The sequence below is a fragment of the Cryobacterium sp. TMT1-66-1 genome (assembly GCF_004403435.1).
In the GTDB taxonomy this organism is placed as follows: domain Bacteria; phylum Actinomycetota; class Actinomycetes; order Actinomycetales; family Microbacteriaceae; genus Cryobacterium; species Cryobacterium flavum.
Genome location: NZ_SOGP01000017.1, coordinates 72,916 through 98,437 on the forward strand (window position 1 = coordinate 72,916; position 25,522 = coordinate 98,437).

General features: G+C 66.9%; 29 protein-coding genes. 19 read left to right on the forward strand and 10 right to left on the reverse strand.

The window, feature by feature from the left end; genetic code table 11:
• The first annotated feature begins 6 nt into the window (after positions 1 to 6).
• The 3 genes from E3T29_RS12505 (at position 7) to E3T29_RS12515 (ending at position 4,008) form a co-directional block, all read left to right on the forward strand.
• Positions 7 to 1,557 carry a methyltransferase gene (locus tag E3T29_RS12505; RefSeq protein ID WP_241987797.1) on the forward strand — a complete coding sequence of 517 codons (1,551 nt, stop codon included), beginning with the start codon at positions 7 to 9 and terminating at the stop codon, positions 1,555 to 1,557.
• 116 nt (positions 1,558 to 1,673) lie between these two features.
• On the forward strand, positions 1,674 to 2,471 hold the full coding sequence (locus E3T29_RS12510) for an SDR family NAD(P)-dependent oxidoreductase (RefSeq protein WP_134345735.1): 798 nt from the start codon (positions 1,674 to 1,676) through the stop codon (positions 2,469 to 2,471).
• A gap of 124 nt (positions 2,472 to 2,595) precedes the next feature.
• Positions 2,596 to 4,008 (forward strand): NAD(P)/FAD-dependent oxidoreductase, encoded by a 1,413-nt coding sequence (locus tag E3T29_RS12515; protein WP_134345737.1) that lies wholly within the window; start codon positions 2,596 to 2,598, stop codon positions 4,006 to 4,008.
• 14 nt (positions 4,009 to 4,022) lie between these two features.
• On the opposite strand, the gene E3T29_RS12520 is transcribed toward E3T29_RS12515, so the two are convergent.
• The 3 genes from E3T29_RS12520 to E3T29_RS12530 form a co-directional block, all read right to left on the reverse strand.
• Positions 4,023 to 4,676, reverse strand: coding sequence for a Pr6Pr family membrane protein (locus E3T29_RS12520; protein ID WP_134345739.1), 654 nt, complete (start codon positions 4,674 to 4,676; stop codon positions 4,023 to 4,025).
• Positions 4,677 to 4,748: 72 nt separating this feature from the next.
• Complete coding sequence (locus E3T29_RS12525; RefSeq protein ID WP_134345741.1) at positions 4,749 to 5,018, reverse strand: acylphosphatase; 270 nt, start codon at positions 5,016 to 5,018, stop codon at positions 4,749 to 4,751.
• A 35-nt stretch (positions 5,019 to 5,053) separates the two neighbouring features.
• Positions 5,054 to 6,274, reverse strand: a complete 1,221-nt coding sequence (locus E3T29_RS12530; RefSeq protein WP_134345743.1) for a CdaR family transcriptional regulator — start codon at positions 6,272 to 6,274, stop codon at positions 5,054 to 5,056.
• Between the two features lie 105 nt (positions 6,275 to 6,379).
• On the opposite strand from E3T29_RS12530, the gene E3T29_RS12535 reads away from it, so the two are divergent.
• The 6 genes from E3T29_RS12535 to rraA all read left to right on the forward strand — a co-directional run bounded on the left by E3T29_RS12535 (position 6,380) and on the right by rraA (position 11,621).
• Positions 6,380 to 7,246, forward strand: coding sequence for a chorismate synthase (locus tag E3T29_RS12535; protein ID WP_134345745.1), 867 nt, complete (start codon positions 6,380 to 6,382; stop codon positions 7,244 to 7,246).
• Entirely contained in the window at positions 7,243 to 8,352 is a 1,110-nt protein-coding gene (menC, locus tag E3T29_RS12540) for an o-succinylbenzoate synthase (protein WP_134345747.1), read from the forward strand. Before E3T29_RS12535 ends, menC begins: the two co-directional genes overlap by 4 nt.
• Before the next feature lie 26 nt (positions 8,353 to 8,378).
• A complete protein-coding gene (locus tag E3T29_RS12545) occupies positions 8,379 to 9,314 on the forward strand; it encodes an ABC transporter substrate-binding protein (RefSeq protein ID WP_134345749.1) in 936 nt (311 codons plus the stop codon).
• Between the two features lie 4 nt (positions 9,315 to 9,318).
• On the forward strand, positions 9,319 to 10,290 hold the full coding sequence (locus tag E3T29_RS12550; protein WP_241987798.1) for an amino acid ABC transporter permease: 972 nt from the start codon (positions 9,319 to 9,321) through the stop codon (positions 10,288 to 10,290).
• A 62-nt stretch (positions 10,291 to 10,352) separates the two neighbouring features.
• Positions 10,353 to 11,105 (forward strand): amino acid ABC transporter ATP-binding protein, encoded by a 753-nt coding sequence (locus E3T29_RS12555; protein ID WP_134346029.1) that lies wholly within the window; start codon positions 10,353 to 10,355, stop codon positions 11,103 to 11,105.
• Positions 11,106 to 11,153: 48 nt separating this feature from the next.
• Positions 11,154 to 11,621 (forward strand): ribonuclease E activity regulator RraA, encoded by a 468-nt coding sequence (gene rraA / locus E3T29_RS12560; protein WP_134345752.1) that lies wholly within the window; start codon positions 11,154 to 11,156, stop codon positions 11,619 to 11,621.
• Between the two features lie 20 nt (positions 11,622 to 11,641).
• On the opposite strand, the gene E3T29_RS12565 is transcribed toward rraA, so the two are convergent.
• The gene (locus tag E3T29_RS12565) at positions 11,642 to 12,214 is read right to left on the reverse strand and encodes a PepSY domain-containing protein (RefSeq protein WP_134345754.1); all 573 of its coding nucleotides are present in this window, start codon (positions 12,212 to 12,214) and stop codon (positions 11,642 to 11,644) included.
• A gap of 154 nt (positions 12,215 to 12,368) precedes the next feature.
• The gene (locus tag E3T29_RS12570) at positions 12,369 to 13,247 is read right to left on the reverse strand and encodes a hypothetical protein (protein ID WP_134345756.1); all 879 of its coding nucleotides are present in this window, start codon (positions 13,245 to 13,247) and stop codon (positions 12,369 to 12,371) included.
• Between the two features lie 265 nt (positions 13,248 to 13,512).
• Between E3T29_RS12570 and E3T29_RS12575 the strand changes: the two genes are divergently transcribed.
• Positions 13,513 to 14,313: a nuclease-related domain-containing protein gene (locus tag E3T29_RS12575; protein WP_166789913.1), complete on the forward strand. Its 801-nt coding sequence runs from the start codon at positions 13,513 to 13,515 to the stop codon at positions 14,311 to 14,313.
• 76 nt (positions 14,314 to 14,389) lie between these two features.
• Here the strand turns inward: E3T29_RS12575 and E3T29_RS12580 are convergent, their stop codons facing one another.
• A complete protein-coding gene (locus E3T29_RS12580; RefSeq protein ID WP_134345759.1) occupies positions 14,390 to 15,043 on the reverse strand; it encodes a hypothetical protein in 654 nt (217 codons plus the stop codon).
• 157 nt (positions 15,044 to 15,200) lie between these two features.
• Between E3T29_RS12580 and E3T29_RS12585 the strand changes: the two genes are divergently transcribed.
• Positions 15,201 to 15,875 (forward strand): response regulator transcription factor, encoded by a 675-nt coding sequence (locus E3T29_RS12585; protein WP_134345761.1) that lies wholly within the window; start codon positions 15,201 to 15,203, stop codon positions 15,873 to 15,875.
• A 76-nt stretch (positions 15,876 to 15,951) separates the two neighbouring features.
• Positions 15,952 to 17,391, forward strand: coding sequence for a HAMP domain-containing sensor histidine kinase (locus tag E3T29_RS12590; protein ID WP_166789912.1), 1,440 nt, complete (start codon positions 15,952 to 15,954; stop codon positions 17,389 to 17,391).
• A gap of 11 nt (positions 17,392 to 17,402) precedes the next feature.
• Here E3T29_RS12590 and E3T29_RS12595 read toward each other — a convergent pair whose 3' ends face one another.
• Complete coding sequence (locus E3T29_RS12595) at positions 17,403 to 18,341, reverse strand: DUF1524 domain-containing protein (RefSeq protein WP_134345765.1); 939 nt, start codon at positions 18,339 to 18,341, stop codon at positions 17,403 to 17,405.
• Positions 18,342 to 18,500: 159 nt separating this feature from the next.
• Here E3T29_RS12595 and E3T29_RS12600 point away from each other — a divergent pair, with 159 nt between their 5' ends.
• Entirely contained in the window at positions 18,501 to 19,181 is a 681-nt protein-coding gene (locus E3T29_RS12600; protein ID WP_134345767.1) for a hypothetical protein, read from the forward strand.
• 52 nt (positions 19,182 to 19,233) lie between these two features.
• The gene (locus E3T29_RS12605; protein WP_134345769.1) at positions 19,234 to 19,707 is read left to right on the forward strand and encodes a heme-degrading domain-containing protein; all 474 of its coding nucleotides are present in this window, start codon (positions 19,234 to 19,236) and stop codon (positions 19,705 to 19,707) included.
• A 4-nt stretch (positions 19,708 to 19,711) separates the two neighbouring features.
• Here E3T29_RS12605 and E3T29_RS12610 read toward each other — a convergent pair whose 3' ends face one another.
• Positions 19,712 to 19,921, reverse strand: a complete 210-nt coding sequence (locus E3T29_RS12610) for a hypothetical protein (RefSeq protein ID WP_134345770.1) — start codon at positions 19,919 to 19,921, stop codon at positions 19,712 to 19,714.
• Positions 19,922 to 20,186: 265 nt separating this feature from the next.
• Between E3T29_RS12610 and E3T29_RS12615 the strand changes: the two genes are divergently transcribed.
• Positions 20,187 to 21,005 carry a nuclease-related domain-containing protein gene (locus E3T29_RS12615; protein WP_241987819.1) on the forward strand — a complete coding sequence of 273 codons (819 nt, stop codon included), beginning with the start codon at positions 20,187 to 20,189 and terminating at the stop codon, positions 21,003 to 21,005.
• On the opposite strand, the gene E3T29_RS12620 is transcribed toward E3T29_RS12615, so the two are convergent.
• Both E3T29_RS12620 and E3T29_RS12625 read right to left on the reverse strand, forming a co-directional pair.
• Positions 21,002 to 21,664 (reverse strand): hypothetical protein, encoded by a 663-nt coding sequence (locus E3T29_RS12620; RefSeq protein WP_134345774.1) that lies wholly within the window; start codon positions 21,662 to 21,664, stop codon positions 21,002 to 21,004. The two genes, E3T29_RS12615 and E3T29_RS12620, sit on opposite strands and share 4 nt — an antisense overlap.
• 54 nt (positions 21,665 to 21,718) lie before the next feature.
• Entirely contained in the window at positions 21,719 to 22,198 is a 480-nt protein-coding gene (locus E3T29_RS12625; protein ID WP_134345776.1) for a 2'-5' RNA ligase family protein, read from the reverse strand.
• A gap of 368 nt (positions 22,199 to 22,566) precedes the next feature.
• On the opposite strand from E3T29_RS12625, the gene E3T29_RS12630 reads away from it, so the two are divergent.
• The 4 genes from E3T29_RS12630 (at position 22,567) to E3T29_RS12645 (ending at position 25,517) form a co-directional block, all read left to right on the forward strand.
• A complete protein-coding gene (locus E3T29_RS12630; protein ID WP_370449168.1) occupies positions 22,567 to 23,400 on the forward strand; it encodes a hypothetical protein in 834 nt (277 codons plus the stop codon).
• 72 nt (positions 23,401 to 23,472) lie between these two features.
• The gene (locus tag E3T29_RS12635) at positions 23,473 to 24,633 is read left to right on the forward strand and encodes an ROK family protein (RefSeq protein ID WP_134345778.1); all 1,161 of its coding nucleotides are present in this window, start codon (positions 23,473 to 23,475) and stop codon (positions 24,631 to 24,633) included.
• A 135-nt stretch (positions 24,634 to 24,768) separates the two neighbouring features.
• The gene (locus tag E3T29_RS12640) at positions 24,769 to 25,248 is read left to right on the forward strand and encodes a PTS sugar transporter subunit IIA (protein ID WP_134345780.1); all 480 of its coding nucleotides are present in this window, start codon (positions 24,769 to 24,771) and stop codon (positions 25,246 to 25,248) included.
• A complete protein-coding gene (locus E3T29_RS12645) occupies positions 25,245 to 25,517 on the forward strand; it encodes a PTS sugar transporter subunit IIB (RefSeq protein WP_104089755.1) in 273 nt (90 codons plus the stop codon). The genes E3T29_RS12640 and E3T29_RS12645 overlap by 4 nt, the downstream gene beginning before the upstream one ends.
• The last annotated feature ends 5 nt before the right edge of the window (positions 25,518 to 25,522 follow it).

A 25,522-nucleotide genomic window follows, 5' to 3' on the forward strand; every position in this document is an offset into this window, starting at 1 on the left:
AGAACCGTGACTCCTGCAACTCTCGTTCCCCGCCTCCGCACCGACCTCGCGGCCGCTCATTTCTCGGTTCTTGGCCTGACCGGACTGTGGGGCATGGAAGCGGATGCCGCCCTCCGCCGCAATCAGCGGGTTCCGGCCCAGCGGGCGCTCGCCACGCTCGCCGTCAAACTGGCGCGGAATGAGCCCGCCGCGACGCTGGGTCGGCTGTTTCTGTTCGGAGACGCGGTGCCGCGTGCCGATCTCGATGCCGCGCTGCCGACACTCGGGGCAGCCGGGGCTGAACGACTCGGGCTCGTGGCCGCCGTCGATGCGCTCGTGCGCCCGCTAGTCGACCTCCGTCCGTACAGCTTCATCGACGCGCACGGGGCCGGCAGCTGGTGGATCGTGAGCGATCTGGGGGAGCTGGCGCTCGGGCATCCGCTCGGCGAAACGCACGTTCTCGGCATCGGCGGCGCCTCGCGCACCCTGAGCGGGCTCATGATGCCGCGCGCGGTTGAGCGGGCGCTCGACATCGGCACCGGCTGCGGAATCCAGGCCATGCACGCCTCCCGGCACGCCGAGCACGTCGTCGCGACCGACATCTCGGTGCGTGCGCTCGAGCTCGCGGCGCTGAACGCCGAGCTCAACCAGATCGACAACATCGAGTTTCGGTTCGGCAGCCTGTTCGAGCCGGTGGCGGGGGAGCGGTTCGACCACATCATCTCGAACCCGCCGTTCGTGATCACCCCGCGGGCCGAGGGGGTGCCGAGCTACGAGTACCGCGACGGCGGAATGGTCGGTGATGCCCTGGTCGAGGCTGTCGTGCGCGGCGCCGCCAACCACCTCACGCCCGGCGGAGTTGTTCAGCTGCTCGGAAACTGGGAATACCACGGTGAAACGGATGCCTTCGAGCGCCTCGAGCGCTGGCTCACGCCGGGTGCCCTCGACGCGTGGATCATCGAGCGCGAGGTGCAGACGCCGGGCGAGTATGCCGAGACCTGGATCCGCGACGGCGGCACCCGCCCCGGTCCCGATTTCGACCGGCTGTACAACGCTTGGCTGAACGACTTCGAGGCGCGCGGAGTGGGCCGGGTCGGCTTCGGCTACCTGCTGCTGCGCCGGCCGGATGCCGCATCCACCCGGGGCACCGCTCCCGGCCTGCGTCGCCTCGAGCGCCTGCCCGATGCCCTGGGCCACAACCCGGCCGGGCTCGGCGCGCACCTCGCCGAGTGTCTCGCCGCGCACGACTGGCAGGCGGCAACGGATGATGCGCGCCTGTTGCGCACAAATCTCACCGTGGCCTCCGACGTCACCGAAGAGCGCCACTACTGGCCAGGACAGCAGGATCCGACGCTCATGACCCTGCACCAGGGCAGCGGATTCGGCCGCTCGTTGCCGCTCGACACCGCCCTGGCCGGGCTGGTCGGTGCCTGCGACGGTGAGCTCGCCGTCGGCGCCATCATCGGAGCCCTCGCCCAGCTGCTCGACGCCGACGAGCCAGCGCTGACCGCCGAGCTGCTGCCCAAGGTGCGCGCCCTGTTCGTCGATGGCTTCCTGACATTCCCTGATCCCGTCTAACTCGGCCCCCAGCCCCCGGGTACGCCCGGCCACCCGGCATAACTCTGCAACTAACTACCTTAAGGAGAAAATGTCAACCGGCACGGTCTGCGGTGAGAGGGCACTAACCTGACGCCATGACTCCCGCACCCGCGCTCCCGGCCGCCTTCGACCTCGGCGGGCACACCGCACTCATCACCGGGGCGGGCAGCGCCACCGGTATCGGCTTCGCCGCAGCACGGATGCTGGGTGAACTCGGTTGCCGGGTGATCCTCACCGGCACGACGGCGCGGGTGCACGACCGGGCGCGCGAACTGACGGCACACGGACTCGATGCGAGCGGAATCGTCTGTGCCCTCGACTCGGCCGTCGGTGCCGAGGGACTGCGGGTGGCGCTCGCCGCGACCGGGAGCGAGCCGACGATTCTCGTGAACAACGCGGGCATGGTCGCGGTCGGCGACGCCGAGATGGGCCACGGAGATATCCTGACCAGCCCGGCCGAGTGGGAACACGGCCTCGCCATCAACCTGTCCACAGCATTTCATGCCACTCGCACGGTGATCGGGTTCATGCGCGCGGCCGGATGGGGTCGCATCGTGATGGTGTCGAGCGTGAGCGGGTCGATCATGGCCAGCCGCAATGATGTCGCCTACGCCGTAGCGAAGGCCGGGCTGGTCGGGCTGGTGCGGGCGCTCGCAGTGGACGAGGCCGAAGTGGGCATCACGGCGAACGCCGTCGCGCCCGGCTGGATCGCGACCGGTTCCCAGCTCACCAGCGAGGCCCTGGAGGGTGCGCTGGTTCCGGCCGGCCGAAGCGGCACGCCGGGGGAGGTCGCATCCGTCATCGCGTTTCTTGCCTCGCCAGGAGCCGCCTACGTCACCGGGCAGGTGATCGTCGTCGACGGCGGTAACTCCGTGGCCGAGGAGCGCCGGTAACCAGCGGCTCTCGAGAAGAAAATGTCAAGCGGCACGGTCTGCGGTAGTTTGGTCTCATGACTGGCGCCGTACTGAAGCACTGCGGGCGCGCGCCCGGGATCCGCCGTTCTAAAGCAGACCGATCGTGAAGCGGCGCACTTTTCTGCTCGGCACAGCGTCGGGTTTTTCCGTGTTGGCTCTCGCCGCGTGCGTGTCCCCGGCGCCGGTTCCGACGACATCCCCGGCGCCAACCACGCTCACCCCCTCGCTGGTTCCGCAGCCGCTCACGGTCTCCAGAACCAACTGGTCGGCCGACCCTTTCTCCCGCGGATCCTTCAGCTACGCCAGCGTCGGTGCCACCCCAGAGCACCGAGCAGCCCTCGGCCAGGCCGTCGATGCCCGAGTGTTCTTCGCTGGCGAAGCGACCGCGGCCGATGAGCCCGGCACTGTGCAGGGTGCCCGCGCTTCTGGTCTGCTGGCGGCCAGCCAGGTGCGGGATGTCGCGGCTCCGGGGGAACGCATCACGATTGTCGGTGCCGGAATTGCGGGGATAACGGCGGCCCGTCAACTCGTCAACGGTGGCTTCAACGTGGTCGTGATTGAGGCGCGCGACCGCATCGGTGGGCGCATCGACACAGTCAGCGACGAGTGGCCCTTTCCGATCGAACGGGGTCCCTCGTTCGTACACAACACCTCGGACAATTTTTTGGACGACGAGCTCACGGCGCTCGGGGTGAAGCTGCTGCCGTTCGTGCGCACGCCCGAGGTGCGAACCCGAGCCGGGGCGATCGTCGAGGTGTCACCACTCGGCACTCAGGCCGTGGCCGGAGCCCTCAGCTGGGCAGCCAATCAGCAGCAGGATGTCTCGGTTGAACGTGCCCTGGTCGATTCGGGCGAAGCAAGCCTGTCGAAGACCCCGAACGCCGATGGCCTCTCGGATGCCGACTGGCTCCAGTACGAGATCGCCACGAAACTCAAGGTTGAGACCGGGGCCACACCGAGCCAGCAATCGGCCTGGTACACGACCGACATCGCGAGCACCGACGACGACCAGCTCGTTGTGGGCGGCTACTCCACCCTGCTCGCCCGTGACGCCGAAGGCCTCGAAATGCTGCTCTCGAGCGTGGTCAATCGCGTGGCCCACGACGACGGCGGCGTGAGCCTGCGCCTAGGTACCGGCGAGTCGCTGTCCGCCGATCGGGTGATCGTGACCGTGCCACTCGGTGTGCTGAAGAACGCGGCCATCGAATTCTCGCCGGCGCTGCCATTCGCCCACCGCGGTGCCATCGGCGCGCTCGGCATGGGCGTGGTCGACAAGGTCTGGTTGCGGTTCGACGTGCCGTTCTGGGATACCTCCGCCCGCCTCTGGACCATCGTCGGCGAAGACGCCGACTTCCCGGTCTGGATCAACATGATGCCGCTGACCGGCGATCCCGTTCTAATGGGTCTGGTCGCCGCCGAAAACGCGACCCGGCTGAGCGAGCTCGACGACGACGACTTTCTCGCGGCGGCGCTCACCGCGCTCGAGCCGTTCCTGGCGGTACCCGACCCGCAGTAGTGCAGCTGAACAGCTCAGGGGCGCCAGTACGCAAGTCGGTGGTGCGGCATCCGCTTGAGCCTTGTGATCCAGGTGAGCAGGGCCGCAATGCTCGTGATGATCACCACGATAATCAGGCAGTAGAACACGGTCTCGCCGGGGCCGCTCACCTGGCGGGCGTCGAGAAAGAAGTACGGGTACCAGCCCACGATGGGCCCGCGTAACAGGGTGAAGACCAGCCAGAACACCGGAAAGACGATGGCCCAGCCGAGATATCTCCACGGCAGGCGGGCCTTGAACGGGTCGACGATCCAGTCGATGAGGGCCAAGACCGGAATAACGAAGTGCAGCAGCTGGCTCGACCAGGGCACCTCGATGGAATAGTTCGCGCTCGAGGACTGCCAGACGATGATGCCGTAGACGACTCCGGAGACCAGAATGTAGGTCGTCACCATCGCTCGCAACATGTCGAGCCAGGCCGGGTCGGTCGATCGCCGCAATGCGACGACGGCGGCCGCCACGAAGACGAAAATCGACGCTATGGCGCTCTGCACCGTGAAGTAGCTGAAGAAATTCGCAATGGCGAAGGTAGTCACGCCGAGGGTGTACTGAAAGTAGCCGATCAAGGCCACGAGTTCGACCGCGGTCAGGCCGAGGCGCGCCACACCGAACGCGGTGCGCGCTCTCATTCCCGTACCCCGGCGGGGCTCGTGCGCGCGGTCATAGGCTAACGCTACGCCAGCGCCGGGCAGCCCCCGACCTCAACCGGTGATCTGAAACTCGCTCTCGCTGGTTGCCGCGACGTCACTCACCTCGAGGGCGGTCACGACGGCATACCGCGGGCCGGTTTCCAGCCAGTGCAGCATGCGCGCAACGGATGCCTCCCGCCCCTCGATTTCGAGTTCCACCGACCCGTCCGGCCGGTTCCGAACGTACCCGACCAGCCCCAGGTGCAGCGCTTGGGCCCGGGCATGGTACCGAAACCCGACGCCCTGCACCTCGCCGCGGGCGAGCACTCGTTTGCGAATCACCTGACTATTGTGCCCCGGGTGCGCTGGCACAACAGCTAGTCGGCCACGCGCAGGCTCAACCACAGCGTCAGGGTGTCGTCGGCGTTGTCGAGGTCGATGGTGAATAGGTCACGCACCCGGCGCAACCGGTAGCGCAGCGTGTTCTGGTGCACCGAGAGCAGGCCGGCCGTGCGAGCTGAGTCCCGCCCGCAGTCGAGGTAGGTACGCAGGGTGAGCGCGTACTCGGTGCCCGAACGCTCATCCAGGTCGAGCACCGCGCGCGCCTGGGACGAGAACAACCGCGGGGTGTCCCGCAGCACTTGCCCGAGTTCGAGCAGGCTCAGCCGACTGCCCACATTGCGCGCACTTACGACCGGGCCAGCCGGGTCCGTCAGCAACAGAACAAGATCGGCATCCCGCCGTGACCGGGCGATTGTGTCGACACGGCTCACCCGCGATCCAACGGATGCCCGCAGCGCGATCCGCATCGCAATGGTCGCCCGTGCGACCAGGCGGGCGGCCATCGCTTCGATGCTGACCAACTGTGCGTCATTCAGCTGCTGGCCGAAGAACAGTGCATATACAGTCGTGCCGATGGCGACACACTCGGTGCCGCTCTGGTGCGCCTCGCAGGCCATCGCCACGAGGTCGACCAGCCGGTTCATTCGCAATTCATCGCCGGCGGGGCCGAACTGTGGTTGAAAAGCGAGGGCCACGTACTGACTGCCCGGGTCGAGGCCGAGCTGGGCGGCGACGAGGCGGGCATCCGTGTCACCGTCGAGCAGTCGGCGCAGCAGCACTGCGCGTTGCGCCCGGGCCAAATCGGCGGCGCTGCGGGCACGCAGAATATGCAGCGCGGCGATGTCCGCTGCGCGTTCCAGTTCGGCGGCGGCAGCGGCGTCCAGCTCCCCAGTGGCGTCGACCACCCAGATCGATCCGAGCGGCTCGGTGCCCGCCCGCACGGCGACCGCCAGCCTAGCCAATCCCACCGGTACTGCCGGTTCACCGGGCAGATTCGGTGTCATGGCTCCGGGCAGCCGCACGGCGCCGCGCGCCCGAAACAGCGAGGCGTAGGCCTCGTCATTGTCGGGCAGGTCCGGCACCTGGCGGCCCAGAATGCCATCGCGCCGGGTATCATCGATCGGCTGGTCGGGCAATGTCGAATAGGCCAGCACGCGGGTCTGCACGTCTTCGATCGCTGTCGCTCCGCCGACCATCGCGGCGATGGCGTTGGCCAGCGCGAACAGGTCGCCGACCGGTAGTCCCAGGGAAGTCATCCGTCCACGGTAGCGAACCCGCACTGTGCTGGACAACCATAATTTACTGAGTTATTCGTGCTGAGCGCTAAAGATCGCGGCCTGCGACCCGGCCACACTGGGCAGATGTCGCCCTCACTCACCCTCGCCGCCGTCACGGAACAGGCTCAGGGCGCAGCCCGGGTGGCGGCCGAATCAGCCGGCGTGCGGGTGAGCGACGAAAACAGCCTCGCCGGCTTTCTCGAGATTGAGGCCCTGTTCAACCGGGTCTGGCTCCTGCCGCCCGGCGAGAGCGCAATCCCCTCCGAACTGCTGCGCAGCATCAGCCACGCCGGCTGTAACGTGACCGCTGCCCGCGACCCGGCCGGCCGGCTAGTCGGTGCCGCCGCGGCCATCGTCACGCCGCAATCGACATCGATGTATTCCCTGATCGCCGGTGTTCTCCCTGGAATCAGCGACCGCGGCGTTGGGTTCGCCCTCAAACAGCACCAGCGTGCCTGGGGCCTGGCCCGCGACCTCACCGAGATGACCTGGACCTTCGACCCCCTGGTCAGCCGCAACGCCCGCTTCAACCTCACCAAACTCGGCGCTTACGCCAGCGGGTACGCCGTCGATTTCTATGGCCCTATGCAGGGCGAGATGAATGCCAACGATGAGAGTGACCGCCTGGTGGCCGTCTGGCCGCTCACCAGCGACGAGTCAGCGGCCTGCAGCGAAGACCGCCCGATCGCGGTCGAACGTCCTGACTTCGCCCCGAACGACGTGCTGAAACTCGGCCCAGACGGTGACCCCGTGCTCGTGGCAGCCGACGGCGACCTGTGGTGCCGGGTTCCCGCCGACATCGTGGCATTGCGCGGGCAGAACCCGCAGCTCGCGGCCGAGTGGCGGCGTAGCATCCGCTCTATTTTTACCGACATATTCGCTTCCGGGCATATAGCCCGCGGGGTCAGCCGTGACGGCTGGTACCGACTTCCACCAGGAGGAACAGCATGAAAATCGAGACCATCGAGCTACGCCGCGTGCACATGCCGCTGGTGCGGCCGTTCCGCACCTCGTTTGGCACGTCCACCGAGCGGGAAGTCACCGTGGTGCGAGTGATCACAGCGGATGCCGAGGGCTGGGCCGAGTGCGCCGCCGACGCTCACCCGCTCTACAGCTCCGAATTTCTGGACGCGAGCGACCTGGTCATTCGCGACCACCTCGTGCCCCGGCTGCAGGCACTCGGCGACAGGCTCAGCGCCGAACTGGTCGCGACCGCGCTCGAACCGGTCAAGGGCCACATGATGAGCAAGGCCGTGCTCGAAACGGCTATCCTCGACGCGCAGCTCAAAACCACCGGCGTCTCCTTCGGCAGCCACCTCGGCGCTGTGCGCGACACCGTACCGGCCGGTGTCTCGGTCGGCATCATGGACTCGATCTCCGAACTGCTCGACGCTGTCGCCGGCTACCTCGCCGAGGGCTACCTGCGCATCAAACTGAAGATCGAACCCGGCTGGGACCTGGAACCGGTGCGGGCCGTGCGCGAGAAGTTTGGACCTGACCTGCTGCTGCAGGTCGACGCCAACACCGCATATACCCTTGCGGATGCCCGTCACCTCGCGCTGCTCGACCCCTTCGACCTGCTCCTGATGGAGCAGCCGATGAAGGAAGACGACATACTCGGCCACGCCAACCTAGCCAAGCTCATCAAGACCCCGATCTGTCTCGATGAGTCGATTGAATCGGCCCGCGACGCCGCGACCGCGATCGCCCTCGGTGCCTGCAGCATCATCAACGTGAAACCGGCCCGGGTCGGCGGCTGCCTCGAGGCCCGGCGCATCCACGATGTCGCTGCCGCCCACGGTGTTCCGGTCTGGTGCGGCGGCATGCTCGAAACCGGCATCGGCAGGGCCGCGAATGTGGCCCTCGCCGCCCTGCCAAACTTCGTGCTGCCTGGCGATACCTCGGCCTCCAGCCGGTACTTCGCCCAGGACCTCACCGCACCGTTCGAGCTCGAGAACGGTCACCTGCGGGTGCCCACCGGCCCCGGCATCGGCGTAGAGGTACTGCCCGACGTCTTGGCCAGCGTCACCGCCAGCACCGACAGCATCCGTTTCTAGCCTTTCCACAACCAGAGGAGACCGCCATGACCCTGCACCTGAACACAGTTTCGCCCCGCCCGCGCTGGCAGCTGCTCGCGTCGGTCGGCCTCGTCGCCGGTCTGGCGCTGAGCGGATGCTCCGCCGCCGTTGACAGCGAAGAACCCGCCGCGGTGACCGGCGACGTCGACCCGGCCGCGGCCGCCGCACTTCCCGAGTCGATCAAATCGGCCGGAATCATCAAGGCCGCCTCGGACATTCCCTACCCGCCGATGGAAATGTACGACGCCGAACAGAACATCACCGGCTTCGACCACGACCTCGCCGCCGCCCTCGGCGTGAAACTCGGCGTGCGGTTCGAACTGCAGAAGCAGGCCTTCGCCACCGCGATTCCGTCGCTGCAGGCCGGCAAGAACGACGTGATCATGTCGGGCATGAACGACACCGAGGAACGCCAGGGCACCCTCGACTTCGTCGACTACTTCCGCGCCGGCTTCTCAATTCTCGTGCTGGCCGGCAACCCCGAAGGCATCACCGGGGTGCTCGACCTGTGCGGCAAGGAGGTCGCCGTGCCCAAAGCCACCGTGCAGGCCGATATTCTGCGCAGTTACGACGAGGAATGCACGGCGGCCGGCCCCGGTCCGGTGGTCATCTCCGAGCTGCCCGGTGAGACCGAGGTGCAGACCGCGGTGCGGTCCGGCCGCGCGGTCGCTGAAGTCGTCGACTCGGCCGTCGCGGCGTACACCGCACAGACCGCCGGTGACGGAGAGATGTTCGAGGTGGTCACCGATGAGGCGAACCCGAACGGGTACAGCCCGGTCTACAGCGGAATCGGCATTCTCAAGGAGAACAGCGAACTGAGCGAAGCCATCCGCCTCGCCTTGGTAGCGACTATCGCCGACGGCACCTATGCCAAGATTCTGGCCACGTACGACCTCAGCAATTACGGGCTCGACGAGGCCGGCTTCAACCTCGGGTCGTGACCCGGTGCCGAATCTTCCGCTCGTGCGGCCCGGCGCGGAAGCGCAGCAGCGGCTGAACCGACCTGAAAACGAACGCGACCCCGACGACATCGACGCGGTGCCACTCCGGCACCCGTGGCGCTGGGTCATCGCGATGCTGCTCCTCGTCGTCTTCGCTGCAGTGGCCGTCTCGCTCTGGCAGAACGACAACGTGAACCATCCCACGATCAGCGAGTTCATCTTCGACCGGCGCATTCTCGACGGCGTCGTGCTCACCCTCGTGCTCACGATCGTGTCGATGGCCGTGTCGACCGTGCTCGCGGTGCTGCTGGCGGTCATGCGGCTCTCCAACAACCCGGTGATGAACGCCCTGTCCTGGCTCTACATCTGGGCCTTTCGCGGCACGCCGCTGCTGATCCAGATTGTCTTCTGGGGCTACCTCGGGCTGCTCTACGCGCAGATCACCCTCGGCGTTCCATTCACCGATTTCAGCCTGTTCTCCATGGACACCAACACACTCATTCCGGCATTCACCGCGGGACTGCTCGCCCTCACCCTGAACCAGGCTGCGTATTCGGCCGAAATTGTGCGGGCCGGCATGCTCTCGGTAGATGAGGGGCAGTATGAGGCCGCCTACTCGGTGGGGATGAGCCCCACCTTCACCCTGTTCAAGGTGGTGCTTCCGCAGGCGATGCGGGTGATCATCCCGCCGATGGGCAACGAGACCATTTCGATGCTCAAGAACACCTCGCTGCTCTCGGTCATCGCGGTGCTCGAGGTCTACACGGTCGCCACCCAGATCTCCTCGCAAAACCTGCGCCAGGTGGAACTGCTCGTCGTGGTCAGCTGCTGGTATCTGCTGCTCACCTCGGTGCTGTCGATTCCGCAGTACTACCTGGAACGCCACTACGGCCGCGGCAACGCCCGCACGCTGCCACCGACCCCGCTCGCCCGGGTCTGGGCGCTACTTCGCACCCAGAGAACGGATGCCCCGTGACCGACTCCACGCGCGTAACTGTCACGTCGGCATCCGCTGCCGGCACCGCAGCGGCACCGGCCCTGCTGAGTGCCCGCAAAGTGCGTAAGAGCTTTGGCGGCGTCGAGGTGCTCAAGGGCATCTCCCTCGACGTTGCGGCCGGTCAGGTTATGTGTCTGCTCGGGCCGTCGGGCTCGGGCAAGAGCACGTTTCTGCGCTGCATCAACCACCTGGAACGTATCGACGGCGGTCGCATCTCCGTCGACGGCGAACTCGTCGGTTACGCCGCTCGGCACGGCCGCATCTTCGAGATGAACCGCCGCGAGGTCGCCAAACAACGCCGGGGTATTGGCATGGTCTTTCAACGCTTCAACCTGTTTCCGCACATGACCGCCCTCGAGAACATTACGGCGGCACCGATTGGAGTGCGCGGGTTGCCCAAGCCCGCTGCCCGTGACCGTGGACGGGAGCTGCTCGACCGGGTCGGCCTGGCCGATCTGGCACAGTCCTATCCCGCGCAGCTGTCGGGTGGTCAGCAGCAGCGGGTCGCGATCGCCCGCGCCCTCGCGATGGATCCGAAGCTGCTCTTGTTCGACGAGCCGACCAGCGCCCTCGACCCCGAACTGGTCGGTGATGTGCTCGACGTCATGCGCGCCCTCGCGGCCGACGGCATGACGATGGTCGTGGTCACCCACGAGATCGGCTTCGCCCGCGGCGCCGCCGACGAGGTCGTCTTCATAGACGCCGGAATCGTTGTGGAGAGCGGCCCTCCGGCCAGGGTGCTCGACAATCCACAGAACCCGCGCACCCAGGCCTTCCTCGACAGCGTCATGTAGGCCGCCCGCCCGGGCCTACTCTGGAAGCAACGAAACCCTGGAGGAACAATGACCGTATTGACCGCCGATTTGTACGACGAGCGTGGCGACGAGCTGCAATCCGTACCCCTGCAGTTTCAGACAATCGGCGGGCGAGCCCGCTTCAGCGGCCCGATCCGCACGGTCACCTGCTTCGAAGACAACGCCCTGCTCAAGTCCATCCTGTCCACGCCCGGTGACGGTGCCGTGCTCGTCATCGATGGCGGCGGCTCCCTCAACTCGGCCCTCATGGGTGACTTGATCGCCGACCTTGCGGTCGCGAACGGCTGGTCCGGCGCCATCATCAACGGCGCGGTGCGTGACCGGGTCGCCATCGGCGCCCTCGACCTCGGCGTGAAAGCCCTCGGCAGCAATCCGCGCAAGAGTTCCAAGACCGGCTCGGGCACAGCGGATACCGTGGTCGAGTTCGCCGGTGTGACCTTCACGCCCGGGCGCACCGTCTACTGCGACGAAGACGGGATTCTGGTCGAACGCTAACCGTTGATCGAGTGCGGCTGTTACTGCTGAACGTCGTCGATGCGCACGACGACGAAGTTGGCGTCGAGCTCGACGTCGCGGTCGCTGCCGTTGTCGAGGGTGACCTCAACCTCGTAGACGTGGTCCCAGTCGTCGTCCCGGTCGAAGTCGGTCACGCGCCCGCTGCCGATCGCAGCGAGGGCTGCGGCTTCGGCGCTCGCGCGCTCGCTGGCAGCCTGGTCGGCGGCGCTCGTGTCGGTCGCCGCGCTCGGTGCCGACGAGCTGTTGTTCGACGAGTTGTTCGAGTTGTCATTGTCGAAGTCGCCGACCCAGACCACGTCGAAGGCGTCGTTGAGTTCCACGTCGACCGTGGTGCCGTTCTCGAGGCGCACCTCGAGGTCGTAGGCGCTGCCGCCGTCATCGTTGCGCTCCGCGCTCGTCACGGTGCCGCGGCCAACTTCGGCCAGGGCTGCGTTGCTGGCACGATCGAGCGTCTCGCCGGAGAGGGGCCCATCGTTATCGCCGATATCGCTGAGGGCCAGGGCGATACCGGCGCCGCCCAACACGAGTACGACACCGATGGCGCTGGCGATGAGAATATTCTTCTTGTTCATGGTACAGGTGCCTTACGTCGGTGCCCCCAGGCGAAGGGGGACCGAAAAGGCCATGCCTAAGTTGCTTAGCTTCAGCATATTCGAAGGAATATACGTCCCCTAATGGTCGCGCGCACGCTCAGGTAATTCACTGGTTGAGAGAGCGACCGATCGGTCAGAGGCGATTCAACGCATCCGTTGCGGCAAACTGATCGAGAACGGCCCGCACCTGGATCGACGCCTCGGTGCGCCCCGATCGTACGTCGGGAATGCGCAGAGCCGGCAGTTCGCTCGGCGTCGGAAAATTCGTGTAGGAGTCGCGCATGAACTGGTCGAGGCGCTCGCCCACCTTCGGATCCTCGGTCCACAACCGTGGCAGCCGGGCCGGGTCGGTGAGGGGATCGAACCCGAGCAGGGCCACCCGGTTAGCGAATCCGGCTGTTAGATCGGAGTCGTCGGTGGGTAGCGGGCGAGCCATTCGTGCTCCGGCGAAGACCACTCCGGCACCGAGCAGGAGCCAGGCGACGGGCAGAATAGCCTGCATGCTGACTTCACCGCCGGTGAGCAGAACAAAGAAGTAGGCGAAGACCCAGACCACGGGCGACAGCAACATGAGGGCAATTCCGCCTCGACGAATGGATCGCGAGCGCTTCGACCGGAGCGTGGTTGTGCCGGCCTGGCTGGCGGCGAAGGCCTCCTGCTCTGCCGGCGAGATAACTTGGCTGGCATCAAACCGCCAGGCGGCCAGGATGGCCTCGTCGCGAGCTGCGATAGCCTGGCTCAGCAGGGACGCCCGCGGGGCCCAATCGCAGTATCTCTGACCGTCTGGTGATTGCACCCACAACCGATAGTTGATGTGGCGTTGCTCACTGACACCTTGCCAGGTGGCATAGGACGTTGCCGAAGCCGCTGCGGTCGCCCGAGCAGTCGTTGTAAACGGAGTTTGGAGTCCCTCCGGCTGTTCCGGGGAGGTACTGGCATTGAATGCGGCGACGGCGGCCGTCGCCGCGGCCTGCGTATTGGTGACCGCGCGCGACAGATCATTGTCGATCATGAATTTCCCCCGGTCATTTCTACGACCAACGGCAACATGCCGGGCTGGTCGTGCCGTGGGGTTGCTGTCGAACAACCGGGCAATGTCATCGTGACACAACTCATTCGGTAAAAGTCCAGCCGAGCCGATGCCGCCCCCGTACTGGGGTGAACAAAGTCGTCCTCGTGCGATAAATCAGGCATCTGACCCGCGCGCAAGCTCCCGATCGGGGGCTGCTGGGGCTGGCCGTCCGACGGCTAAGTTCAAAAACCCGGAGAGGAGAACCGTGACCATCGATGCTTCCATAATGAGACAGCGTTGCCCTGCGCAGTCGATCATAGAAGTGCTCCTGCTGGAGCAACACCTGGTTGCGCCCCGCAGCCCGGTGCAACGCCTGGTCGGTCGGTCGCCGCTCGGCGCGGACAGCGCGCGCTGCTTCGACGCCGCTCGCGCTGAAATTGCCGTGGGGCTGGCTCTGGCCGAACTGCCCCGGGAATGGATCGTCTTCCACTCCCTGCCGGTGGGTGAGCGCGGCGCCGACGTCGATCACCTCGTGATCGGGCCGGGCGGGGTATTTGCCCTGCACTCCGACCGTCAGGCGCGCAAGTCGGTACTGGTCGCCGGGCGCAGTGTGCTGGTCGGTGCCCGCAAGATTCCCTATATAAGGGAGGCCGAATTCGAGGCGGTCAGCCTCACCACTCTGCTGTCCGAGCGGATGCCGCGCGCCGCGTCGGTGCACGGAGTGGTCGTGCTCGTCGATACCAAGAGCGTGACGGTGAAGGCCCAACCGTCGCGGGTAAAGGTGATCGAGGCGGCCGATCTGTGCGCCTGGCTGCAGGGGCTCCCTCCGGTGCTTGCCCCCCTCGATCGGTTGGAAATTGCCGGGTTCGTCGAGAACCCCGCGCTCTGGCAGGCCCTCGTAGCGTTGGAACCGGCTGAGATTCTGCAGCGCTTCGGCGAGCTTGAGTCAAAAGTGGCGCGGGCGCGTCGTACCCGCCTGCTGTGGTTGCCGCTCGGAATGGTTCTCACGACGCTCGGGGCCCTGGAAATGCTGCTGACGTTGCCGCGGCTCGTCAGCGCGCTCTAACCCGCGCGGCGCGGTACGGCAGAAGCCGCTCGGCGCCGCGCAATGCACGGCTTCGAGCGGCTTCTGCTCGTGCTGGTTAGGAGGTCGGTGCGGTCGGGGCATCCGTCGGCGGGGTCGGTGCGACGGGTGCGGTGCCGTCATTGGTTCCCTGCGGGCCGCCCTGGGCCGGGCCGCGTCCGGGACCGTCCTCGCCGCCGGGGCGGCCCGCTCCGGGCTCCGTGGCCGAGTCGCCATCGGCTTCGGCGCCGGGACCGTTGGAGATGCTGGAGTTATTCGAGGCCAATTCGGTGTTCGAACCCACGCTGGTGCCAATGCCGAAACCGATCCCGGCGCCAACGAGGAGCAGCGCAGCCGCGGCGACGCTTCCGATGAGAACGGGCTTGCGGTACCAGGAGTCTCCCGTTTTCTTCTTCGGGGCGGCCGGGGCGTACGGCGCGTTCGGCGTGGCGTAGCCGTTCGCGGCGGCCGCGAACGGAACGGTCGCGTGCGCCTCGCTGGCCAGCGGCTGCCCGGCGTTCGGCACATCGTGCAGCGGAACCGTCGCGTTCGATTCAAACGGCAGGGTGGCCTGAGCGTCATAGGGCAGGCTCGACTGCGAGTCGACGGCTTCGGTCGCGGCCGTTTCGTCCTGTGCGGCCGCAGCTGTTTCGGGCGTTGAACCCTCCGAGGCGATGGACGACGGGTTCGGGTCGTTCGGGTCGGTGGGCTGGGAATCGTTGGTGCGGGTCATAATGTCTCCTACGCGTGAGCTAGTGGGTGCCCACTCGGGGCTTCTCTCTTTTTCAGCCTCGGGGGCGAATCTGAAGACGAACTGAATCTTGCCGGGGGTCGCCAAACGGTCAGCAGGCGCATAGCAAACGCTCAGCTTGGCCCCGCACTGTTAGAGCGTGCCCACCGAACCTGCCCGCGTTCTCGTCGTCGAAGACGAGGAGACGCTGCGCAGTACGATCGGCCAGGCGCTCGTTCAGGCCGGTTTTGTCGTCGATACCGCGCCCGACGGTGAGAACTTCGCCGAGCGCATCGCCAGATTCCGGCCCGATGCAGCGGTGCTCGACATTATGCTGCCCGGCGAGAATGGGCTGCACCTGGCCCAGCGGCTGCGGGCTGCCGGCAACACACCCGTGCTCTTCGTGACCGCGCGCGACGCGGTCGACGATCGGCTTGCCGCGTTTCAGGCCGGCGCCGACGACTACATCATGAAGCCCTTCGTACTGGCCGAGCTCGTGGCACGGGTGACCGCCGTGCTCCGCCGCACCGGACGCCTGGTCTCCCCGACCATGCAGGTCGGCGACCTCGTCATTGACGAAGAGGCCGCGACCGCCACACGAGCGGGTGTGCTGGTCGACCTGACCGCCACGGAGCGCCGCCTGCTCACCTACCTCGCCCACAACCGCGGACGAACCCTCTCCAAGACCCAGATCCTCACCCAGGTCTGGGGTTACGACGATTACGACCCCAACCTGGTCGAGGCCTACGTGAGCACCCTCCGCCGAAAACTCGACGCCAACGGTCCGCGCCTCATCCACACCGTGCGGGGGATCGGCTACCGCCTCACCGCCTGACCGGCACCGATACCAGCGGATGCCGTCCGCTCGCCGCGCACGCGGCATCCGTTTCCCTTCTACGAAAGTACGCCCGATGCGCACCACCTCACTGCGACTGCGAGTCGTCGCCGCAGTTCTGGCGATGCTCACGATTGTGCTGGTGACGGTCGGTATTCTGATCAACCTCGTGCTCGGCGGTCAGCTGCGCGCCGACCTGCAGCAGCGGCTGATCGACCGGGCCGGGTACGCGCAGATTCTGGCCGAGCAGGGCCTGGAGGCGCAGAGCCTGGCGAACCGGCTCACCGGCGACGACGTCACCGTGACCTACTCGGTCGGCGGCGACACGGTCTACGGGCGGGCCGACCCCACTCCCGGCGCCGACCGTGGCCCTGGCGCGCCGCCGCACGCCGAATCGGTGCCGGGCGCCGTCGTCACGCAGAGCGGCGACCGCCTCTCGGTCACCCAGACGGTCGCCGGCGGAACCCTCACCCTCAGCTCGAGTGAGGCCGGCATCGACGCGGTGCTGGTGCAGCTGCGCACGATCGAGGTCGTGGCTGGCCTGCTCACCATCGTCGTGACCGGGCTGTTGCTGACCGGTGTGGTCGGAGTCGCGCTGCGTCCACTCACTCGCATGACCGCGCTCGCGCTCGCCATCACCCAGGGTGGTCGCGGCGGGAGGCTGCGTCCGAGCAATCCGCGCACCGAAATCGGGCGCACCGCCGGCGCCATCGACGACATGTTGCAGGCACTCGAAACCGCCGAGAATACGTCGCGTGAGGCCGTGGCCGATGCGCAGGCCGCCGAAGCGACGGCCCGCGAGGCCGCGCAGGTGGCAGCCGCCGCCGAAGAGCGGATGCGCCAGCTGCTCGCCGACGTCTCGCACGAACTGCGCACCCCCGTCGCCGGCCTGCAGGCCAGCGCGGAAACCCTGCTGCGCGACAATCCGCCTCGCGCCGAACGGGAGAGCCTCACCGTCGGCATGATCCAGCAGACCCAGCGGGCCGCCCGACTGGTCGACGACCTGCTGCTGATGACCCGGCTCGACCAGGGCGACCAGGGAACGGCCTTCGAGCGGGTCGACCTGTCGGAACTCGTCAGTGGTGTCGTGGCCGAGCAGCGGATGCTGGGCGCCAGCCGCGAGTTCGACCTCGCGGTCGATCCCGGAATCTGGGTGAGCGGTGACGCGCAGCGACTGGCGCAGATTGCGACCAACCTGCTCGGGAACGCGCGCAACGCGACCGCGGTGGGCGGCATCATCCGCACCGATCTGGCCGTTGGTGACGGCGCGGTGCAGCTGACGGTCAGCGACTCTGGAGCCGGTGTGCCCGAGGCCGACCGCGAGCGCATCTTCGAACGTTTTGTGCGCCTCGACCCGTCGCGGGCGAGTAACCGCGGTGGTTCCGGCCTCGGTCTGTCGATTGCCCGAGCTCTCGCCAGGGCGCACGGCGGAACCCTCGAGTGCCTGGGCCCGATCGCCACCCCTGGCGCGCTGCCCGGTGCTCGTTTCGCATTGACGCTGCCGCGCGCCGACTGAGCAGACTCGGCCTATTCGCAGCCGGTTCCGTCGCCGTCGCGGTCGAGATGGCGGCCGTAGCCGGGCTCGCCAACGTGCACCGGGGCCGCGCCGGCCTCCCGCGCGGCGGTGCAGTTCTGAAAGAAGACGTCACTCGGCGGGTCGGCCACCGGGGCCGGCGCCGGTGCGACGACGGGGTCGGTGGCCGTCGCGACCTCGTTCGGGCAGTCCGACAGGATGCGCGTCATCGCATCGTGTTCAGCCGTCGTCACCCACAGCGCATAGGTCGCCTTCACCGAAATCTGCCGAGCCACATAGGCACACCGATAGCTTTTCAGCGGCGGCAGCCAGGTGGCCGTGTCGCCATCCCCCTTGCGCGAATTGATGACGCCGTCGACGGCGAGCAGGTTGAGCGGATCGTTGGCCAGCGCCACCCGCTGCTCCTGCGACAGCTGCTGCGCTCCGGTCTGCCAGGCGTTTGACAGAGCGACGACGTGGTCGATCTGCACGAGCGACGAGGTCGTCTGGCCGCGCACGAAGTCGATGCTCAGTCCGGTGTACGGACCGAGCAGGACCCCGCTCTGCACCTCACAATCAGTGGCCACTACGAGCACGGTCAGGTCGCGGGCCAGGATATCGTTTCGGGTGTCGCATCCGTTTTGGTCCAGGTCCTGCCAGGCCGAACCGAAGCTTCCCTCACGGTCGTAGCCGGTCTTGGGCGCGCGCCCCTTCACCGGCAGGGTCGCCAGCACGGCCAAGGCCGCGGTGTCGGGCCCGGGCGGCGGCGCGGTTGTTGCCGTTACCGTCGGCCTGGGCTCGACGGTCGCCGTCGGTGCCCCGCTGCTGGTTGGGTCGGCCAGATTCGACGAAACGGATGACCCCGCCACCGACGTTCCCACCAGGATCGCCGCGAGCACCCCCACGATCAACCCAATTAGCAGGAACGATCGGGTCGGGCGTCGAACGGTCATGGGGCTCCTTCTGGCCGCGCGGCACGACCCTTCGAATATACGTGGTGCGACCCGGTCGCCTCGAGACGTGGCGGCATCCGCTTGGTGAAAAGTCACCCATTCTGGGGGTCTTGCGGCGGGGGCGGCACTGGCAAGATATAGAACCCGGTGAGGAGCCCGATGACTCACATACTCTCCACGCGGCGGCGTCTGTCGACGCCCCCGGTACTGCCCGAATCGACGCGCACCGGAGCGCCTCGAATATCAACCGGCCCAACCTGGCTGCTCGGCCGCGCGTCCCGCCCCGCGGCGACGCCAACCGACTTGGCGCTGGCTCGCGCGCGGGTTGAATCCGCCGTCGACAGGCTGCTCGCGACGCTGCCCGAACACTGGGCCGCATTCACGTTGCCCACACTCGATGCTGATGGCCCGAGCGCGATGCGCCTGCTGGTCGGCCCCGGCGGGGTTCTCGCCCTGCACGCGCAGCTCTGCGACGGTCAGATTGCCTGGGTGCATCGCCAGAGCGTGCTCGTGGCCGGGCGGCGCTCGCCGGATCTCGCGGCGGCACAGGCCGACGCGAATCAGCTCACCACGCTGATTCGCGGGCGGCTGCCGCTGCGCACCGCGGTGCAGCCGGCGCTGGTGCTGCTGGGCGCCCGCGTAATGTGGGTCACCGGCCGTTCGGGAAGAATGACCCCAGTGCCGGTGCTCGGGGCGGCGACGCTCGGCGACTGGCTGGCCGCGCGCCCGCAGGTGTTGCGCCCGATCGAACGCATGGAACTCGCCGCCGTGATCGACAACCCGCTCACCTGGGGTCGTCGCCCGACTATTCTGCCCCGGCCCGGTAGCGTGGGGGACTAGCCACCCGGCGACCGCGGTGGCACGGCAATGACGCCCCCGGATTGGACCCTCGATGCACACCGACGACCTCGCCCAGCTGCAGATTCTGCTCGACCAGGAACGCACCCTGCAGTTCGACGCGTTCAGTCACGACGATGCGTGGGCGCTCGGCACCCGCCTCCGCACGATCGCCGCCGCCCAGGCGTTGCCGGTCGCGATCTCGATCGTGCTGGGTGACCAGCGGGTGTTCCAGGTGGGCCTGGCGGGAGCATCCGCTGATAATGACGGCTGGCTGGAGCGCAAGTTCGCCGTCGTGCGCCGCTACGGGCACTCATCGCTCGCCGTCGGCGTGGAATTTCGCAGCCGCGGTGTCGACTTCGACGTTGATGCCCGACTTGATCCCATGCGTTTCGCGGCGCACGGGGGAGCGTTTCCGCTGTTCGTGCGTGGGTCGATGGTGGGCGTGGTCGGCGTCTCCGGGCTGCCACAGCTCGACGATCATGCCCTCGTCGTCGAGGCGCTGCGGGCGCAGTTGGCGGCGGCCTGACCCGTTAACGTTTGGCTGGCCGGTGACCCTTGGCCGAGAGCAGTCGGGCCCGCACCGAGAACGCGCCGCCGATCACGAGCGACACCACGGCCGCCGGCAGAATGACGTCGACGAACTGGTTGCCCGAGAGCAAGTTGGCCAGCAGCAACAGAACGGCCAGACCGCTGAACGCGAGCCCTGAGATCGCGCAGACGTTGAAGGTCAGGTGTGACACGAGTGAATCCAATCAGTGGGGTGGCTCTCAGGTTAGCCGACGTTGCCCGGCTGAGTGGGGGAGGCCGTCGCCTCCGCAACACGAATGAGCATTACTTATTAATTGCTAACCAATGTTGCGACCCTGCCGATTGTTAACACTGAATCGACAGGTGCCGATGGCACGATAGTACGGGGGCGAACCCGTGGTGAGGCAAGTGAACGTGGCTATGACAACTCTTAGGCCTGGACTACCGTCTCGTGATCACGAGCCGGCTGCTTCAGTGATGCCCATCGCAACCCTGGTCCCGGCTACTCCCGGTGGGTTTGCCGGGCAGTCCGTCGTCGAAGAACTGCTCCGCCAGCACGCCGATCGGCCGGCACGTTCTCGGATCGCGCGCACCCTGGGAGCCTCGCCGCTTGACGCGAACGAGCTCAGCTGGTTGCGCGCCGCGCAGGCCGAGATGATCGTCGGCGATATTCTCGGTCGGCTCCCTGAGGGCTACAGCGTTTACCATTCCCTGCCCATTCGCAATACCGCGTTCTGGGTCGACCACCTCGTCGTGGGCCCGGGTGGAATCTTCGCGATCAATTCCAAGACGCACTGGGATCGCGACCTGACCGGGGCGTTGCGCTCGATTCCGATCAATGATCACGCCATGCCGTACCTGCGCGATGCCCGGTTTGAATCGGCCCAGATCACCGCACTGCTCGGTGCTGTGCTGCCGGCCGCGACCGTGGTTCAGCCCGTTATTGTGCTGGTCAATCCGCACAAAATTCTGCTGGCTCGCAAGCCGGATGCCGTGACGGTCATCGATTCTCCGCGCCTGCGCCGGTGGCTTGTGGCTCGCCCGCGGGTGTTCAGCGCCAAGCAGCAGGCCGCGCTCACCGCCGCCATCGACGACCCGGCGACCTGGCGCGCAGCGGCCCAGCCGCTCGCTCCGGCGCACCTGCACGCACGATTCACCGCACTCGAACAGCAGGTTGCCGCAGCCCGCACCCGACGCACCACGTTCGCGGTGCTCGCCGGTGCGGCTGCTGCGACGGTGCTGGCTGTCGCCACCTTACCCCTGATCGCCGCCGTCGAGTATCTCGCGGTGCGCTAGGCGAGGCGCTCGAGAACCGTGCCCTCGCGCATCCGCTCGACGCGTACGACGTGGTCGCGCAGGTCGCGCACCCCGCGCGGTATGGCGAGTTCGGCGATATCCTGCCCCTTGGTCACCGCGTGCGACCGGGTCGGATGCTTGTAGTCCTCGATCGACTGAAAGGTGTCGCGCCCCCGCGGCTCCTTGCTGTGCCGCTGCGCGAAGCCGGAGTTGAGCGCGCTCAGCTCGATCTCGTTTTCGTGCGCGGCGACCAGACTCTTGGTGCTGAGGGTGATCAAGGTGTGGGCGTCGTCCCGATAGGAGCGGGCGTTCAGCAGGTCGCGCAGCAGCCGCGGCTGCAGGTGAAAGAACACCCGGTCGTTCAGGGCTGCGTACCATTCGGCGAGGGTCATATCGTCGAGGGCGTCCTCGAGCGACGGCTCATGAATGGCCTTCTGATGACGGATGACCGCGAGACCGAATTCCGCATGCTCCAGCACGCGTGACTCACCTCGTCGCTTGCCGAGAATTGCCGCCTGAGGTGCACCCTGCTTGACGCCCCAGCGGGTCACGAGCACGGCCGGACTGAGCAGCCCGTGCCGCTCGATGGCGGGCCAGCTGCCGTCGGCGGCCACGTGGTAGAGCTCGGGGTACAGACGAATCAGATCGCGGGACAGCACGGTTTCGAGCGTACTCGCCGCTGGAGTGGCCGCGAGCCAGACCGCCCGTTCAGGTCAGCTGCCGAGCTTGAGCGTCGCGAGCACCGTGCGGCCGCTCGATGACGCGCGCGGCACCATGTCCACAAGCGCGATCTGGGTCAGCCTGAGCGCGTCGCCCGCGTGCACTCGACCCTGCGACTTCACGGTGACGTGCGCCCGAAAATCCGGCCCGGAAAACGCCGGCTCGGCCGGAGACGTGGCGAGAAGCCGCAGCACGGCGACGAGCAGGTCGTGCAGCCTGATCAACGCGGCGTTCTCGTCGATCAGCGTCACGGCAATGTCATGGTGCCGACCAAACAGCTCGTCCTGCCCGGCGACCACGGTGATAGCAGGGAATCCGGCCAGCGCGGCGGCGGTGACGCGTGCGATCTCGTCTGGGGAGGCATCCGTTTCAAAAGGCGCGAGCACGGTGATGTGCAGCGGCCAGGCGGCGACGAAGAAGCTCGCTCCGGTTTCGAGCGGCGTAAGCGGCAGAACGACAACAAGGCGGGGCATGCGCCGAGTCTAAACGGGCCGATGTGGTCGACTCGTCGTTCACAACTGCGGAGATCTCGACCAGACCTACGTGCTGCAGTGAAAATTTTGCCTGATTCTGGTGATCCATCCGCAGTTCTGCACGCCGGCCCAGCTTCGGGAAGCGGTTCGCCTAAGCGGATGCCCGCCGAGCCAGCGCGATGACGGCAGTCATGCCCGCCAGAAGAGCCAGGAGTGCGCCGGCTAGTGGCAGCGCGGGGTCGGAATGACTTCGATATTGATCGACGTGCTCACTCCGTTGAGGGTCGCCGTGATGATATGCGGGGAAGATCTTCGATGACCACGACATTCGCGACGACTGGAACACGTCCCTGGCCTGGAAGCGCGACATGGAGGCGACGTCGTGGTGGCACGGCCGCATCGTGGCGGGGCTGGCCTCCTACTGGGTGTACCAGCATCTCGGCAACATGTCGCCGGCGGAACGCGCCGCCGACGAGATCTGGCGGGAGATCGCGGCCCACACCGGTGAGACCGAACTCGATCTCACCGCCCGGCTCGACGAGCGGATGCGCGGCGGCTTTCGGCACCTGCTGGTCGGCACCTCACTGCCCTTTCTCCTGCCGCCCGGCCTTCACCACCTCGAATCGTGGGATGAAGCAGTCTCCACAGGAGCGTGGGGCAGGCCTGCGGCCCGGGTGGGCGAGCGCCTGCGCCGGCTCGTCGATCTGGAGCATTGGGCCGCGTTTGAGCGCAGTTTTCGCCAGCTGGCACGGATGGCCACCGAGGTGGCCGACGGCCGCCGCGGCCCGGCTCCGCAGACCGTGACATTCCTGTCAGGCGACGTGCACTACTCAACGGTCTCCGAGGTGCAGCGCGCGACGGGGAGCCGCATCGTGCAGGCCGTCTGCTCGCCGATCCGCAATCCGCTGCCCATCATCAAGCGCTCGTTTGAGAATCGCGGCCATGGCGTGCTCGCGAATACCGAAATGAATGAAATCCCCGCCGGGGTTGGTCGCCGAAACGGCCGTGCCCGGAACGGTCACGTTGATGGAGCCGCTCAGGTCGGCCGATCCGCCCCAGAGCGCCAGCGCTGGCGTCAGCGCCTGAATGACCTGGCCGTTGGTCTTGCGACCTGCAGGCAGCCGTCGCCGGCCACCGCCCAAACGGTGCATCAGCAACCGCCCGAGCTTCAGCGGAGCGATCAACATCGGCATCGATGGTGACAGAACGAGAATTCTCAGTCATACTTTACACATTGGTATATAAATATACTTAAGTCAATCGAAGGAGCTGCGGTGGCCCACGCCATGTCGACCGGGTCCGGTGTCGTGCTCGATCTCATTCGCGCGGGCTGGGCGACCACTCGCCCGGCACTGATCGACGAGCTCGGCTGGTCGCGCATCACCCTCGCCCGCCGGCTCGACGAACTGCTCGCGGCCGGCATCATCATTGTCGCCGGCCAGAGTGATTCCCGTGGTGGCCGCCCCGCCGAAAGCTTCGCGATCAACACAGACGCCGGCCTGCTGCTCAGCGTCGACATCGGCGGCTCGCACACCCGCGTGGCGGTGACCGATCTGGTCTCCACGATTCTCATTGAAGATCAGGCTGATATCGGCCTCTGGGAAGGCCCGGACACCGTCTTCACCTGGGCCAACCAGGTGTTCGACTACCTGTTGCGCCAGCTCGGCAAGACCCGCGCTGACGTGCGGGGGATCGGCGTGGGCGTTCCCGGTCCAGTGGATGCCGCGACCGGCCGGCTCGCCGCCCCCCAGATCGACGAGCAGTGGAACGACGTGCTCGTGCAGGACTATTTTTCGGCCGACTACACCGCCATTTTCGCCGTCGACCGTGACGTGAACATCATGGCGGTCGCGGAATCCCGGCTCGGCTGGCCGGAGCATCGGGACCTCACCGTGCTCAAGGTTGGCCTCGGCATCGGCTGCGCGCTCGTGCTCGACGGCCGGGTCTACCGCGGTGCCCGCGGCGGTGCCGGCGACTTCTCCCACAGCTTTCGCTACGGCGACGAGCTATGCAGCTGCGGGCAGCGCGGCTGCCTCGAGGCCGTCGCGAGCGGTTACGCCATTCGCCGCGAGCTCAACGCTCTCGGCTACCGCATTCGCACCACCGGCGACATCGTTGCCTTGTCGCGCATGGGCTCACCCGATGCCGTGCGGCTGCTCGCTGCCGCCGGCGCCGAGATCGGGAACGCCCTCGTCGATGTCGCCGGGCTGCTGAACCCCGCCATGATCGTCATCGGCGGCCAGCTCGCCGAGGCCGGCGACCCCTACCTGTCGTCGTTGCGCGAGGCCCTCCTCGCGCACGTGCGCGCCTTCTCCGGCACCGGCCTCACCGTGGAGCCGAGCCGGCTCGGCAACAAGGCCGGCGTTCTCGGTGCCTCGCTCATCGCGCAGGATGCCCTGTTCGAGGCCGACCGCATCAGTCACCTCACGCGCTAAGGACTTTCGTCTCGACTTTAGATCACTTATAGACGAAAGTTCCGAATGCGCATTAGGCTCGGAGACACGGCACCAAACATTTTGGGGCAGACGACGTGGTCTTGCAGTTTGAGGGCCAGAACCAAGGAGTCAGGCATGGCAGTCAATCTCGCAGACGAACTCGACCAGGCCTCCATTCGCACCCACGTCGTCGCCGCCGACTGGCAGGCCGCGATCACCCTGGCCGGCGACGCGCTCGTGGCCGGTGGCGTCACGACCGACGACTACACGGCCGAGATGATCGCTGCGGTTGACAAGCTCGGCCCCTACATCGTCATCGCGCCCGGCCTGGCCATCGCTCACTCCCGCCCATCTCCCGCCGTGCTGCGCGCCGGTCTCAGCTGGGTCACCCTCGACGAGCCAGTGAAGTTCGGCCACAAGAAAAACGACCCGGTGTCGCTCGTTATCGGCTTGGCCGCCCCCGACCACGAAGGCCACCTCGAGATGATGCAGGCCCTCGCCGGGGTGCTGATGAACGCCGACCTGCTCGTCGCGCTCAAGGCGGCCGATTCGCCGGCCGAGGTTCTCGCGATCATGTCCAGCCCCCAACTGCTCACAGAAAAGGCACTCTCATGAAGATCATCGCGGTCTGCGGGATGGGGATCGGCACATCCGTTCTCTTGAAAATGAACACCGAGAAGGTACTGCGCACACTCGGCATCGACGCCGACGTTGAGGCCGCTGACATCGGCGTGGCTCGCGGCATGGCGCGTGACGCTGAGATCGTGCTCACGAGCGAAGAGCTCGCCGAGGAGATCGGCGACGTCGAGGCCCAGGTCATCGTCATCGACAACTTCTTCGACCTTGAAGAAATCACCCAGAAACTCACCGACGCACTCGAATAATCCTG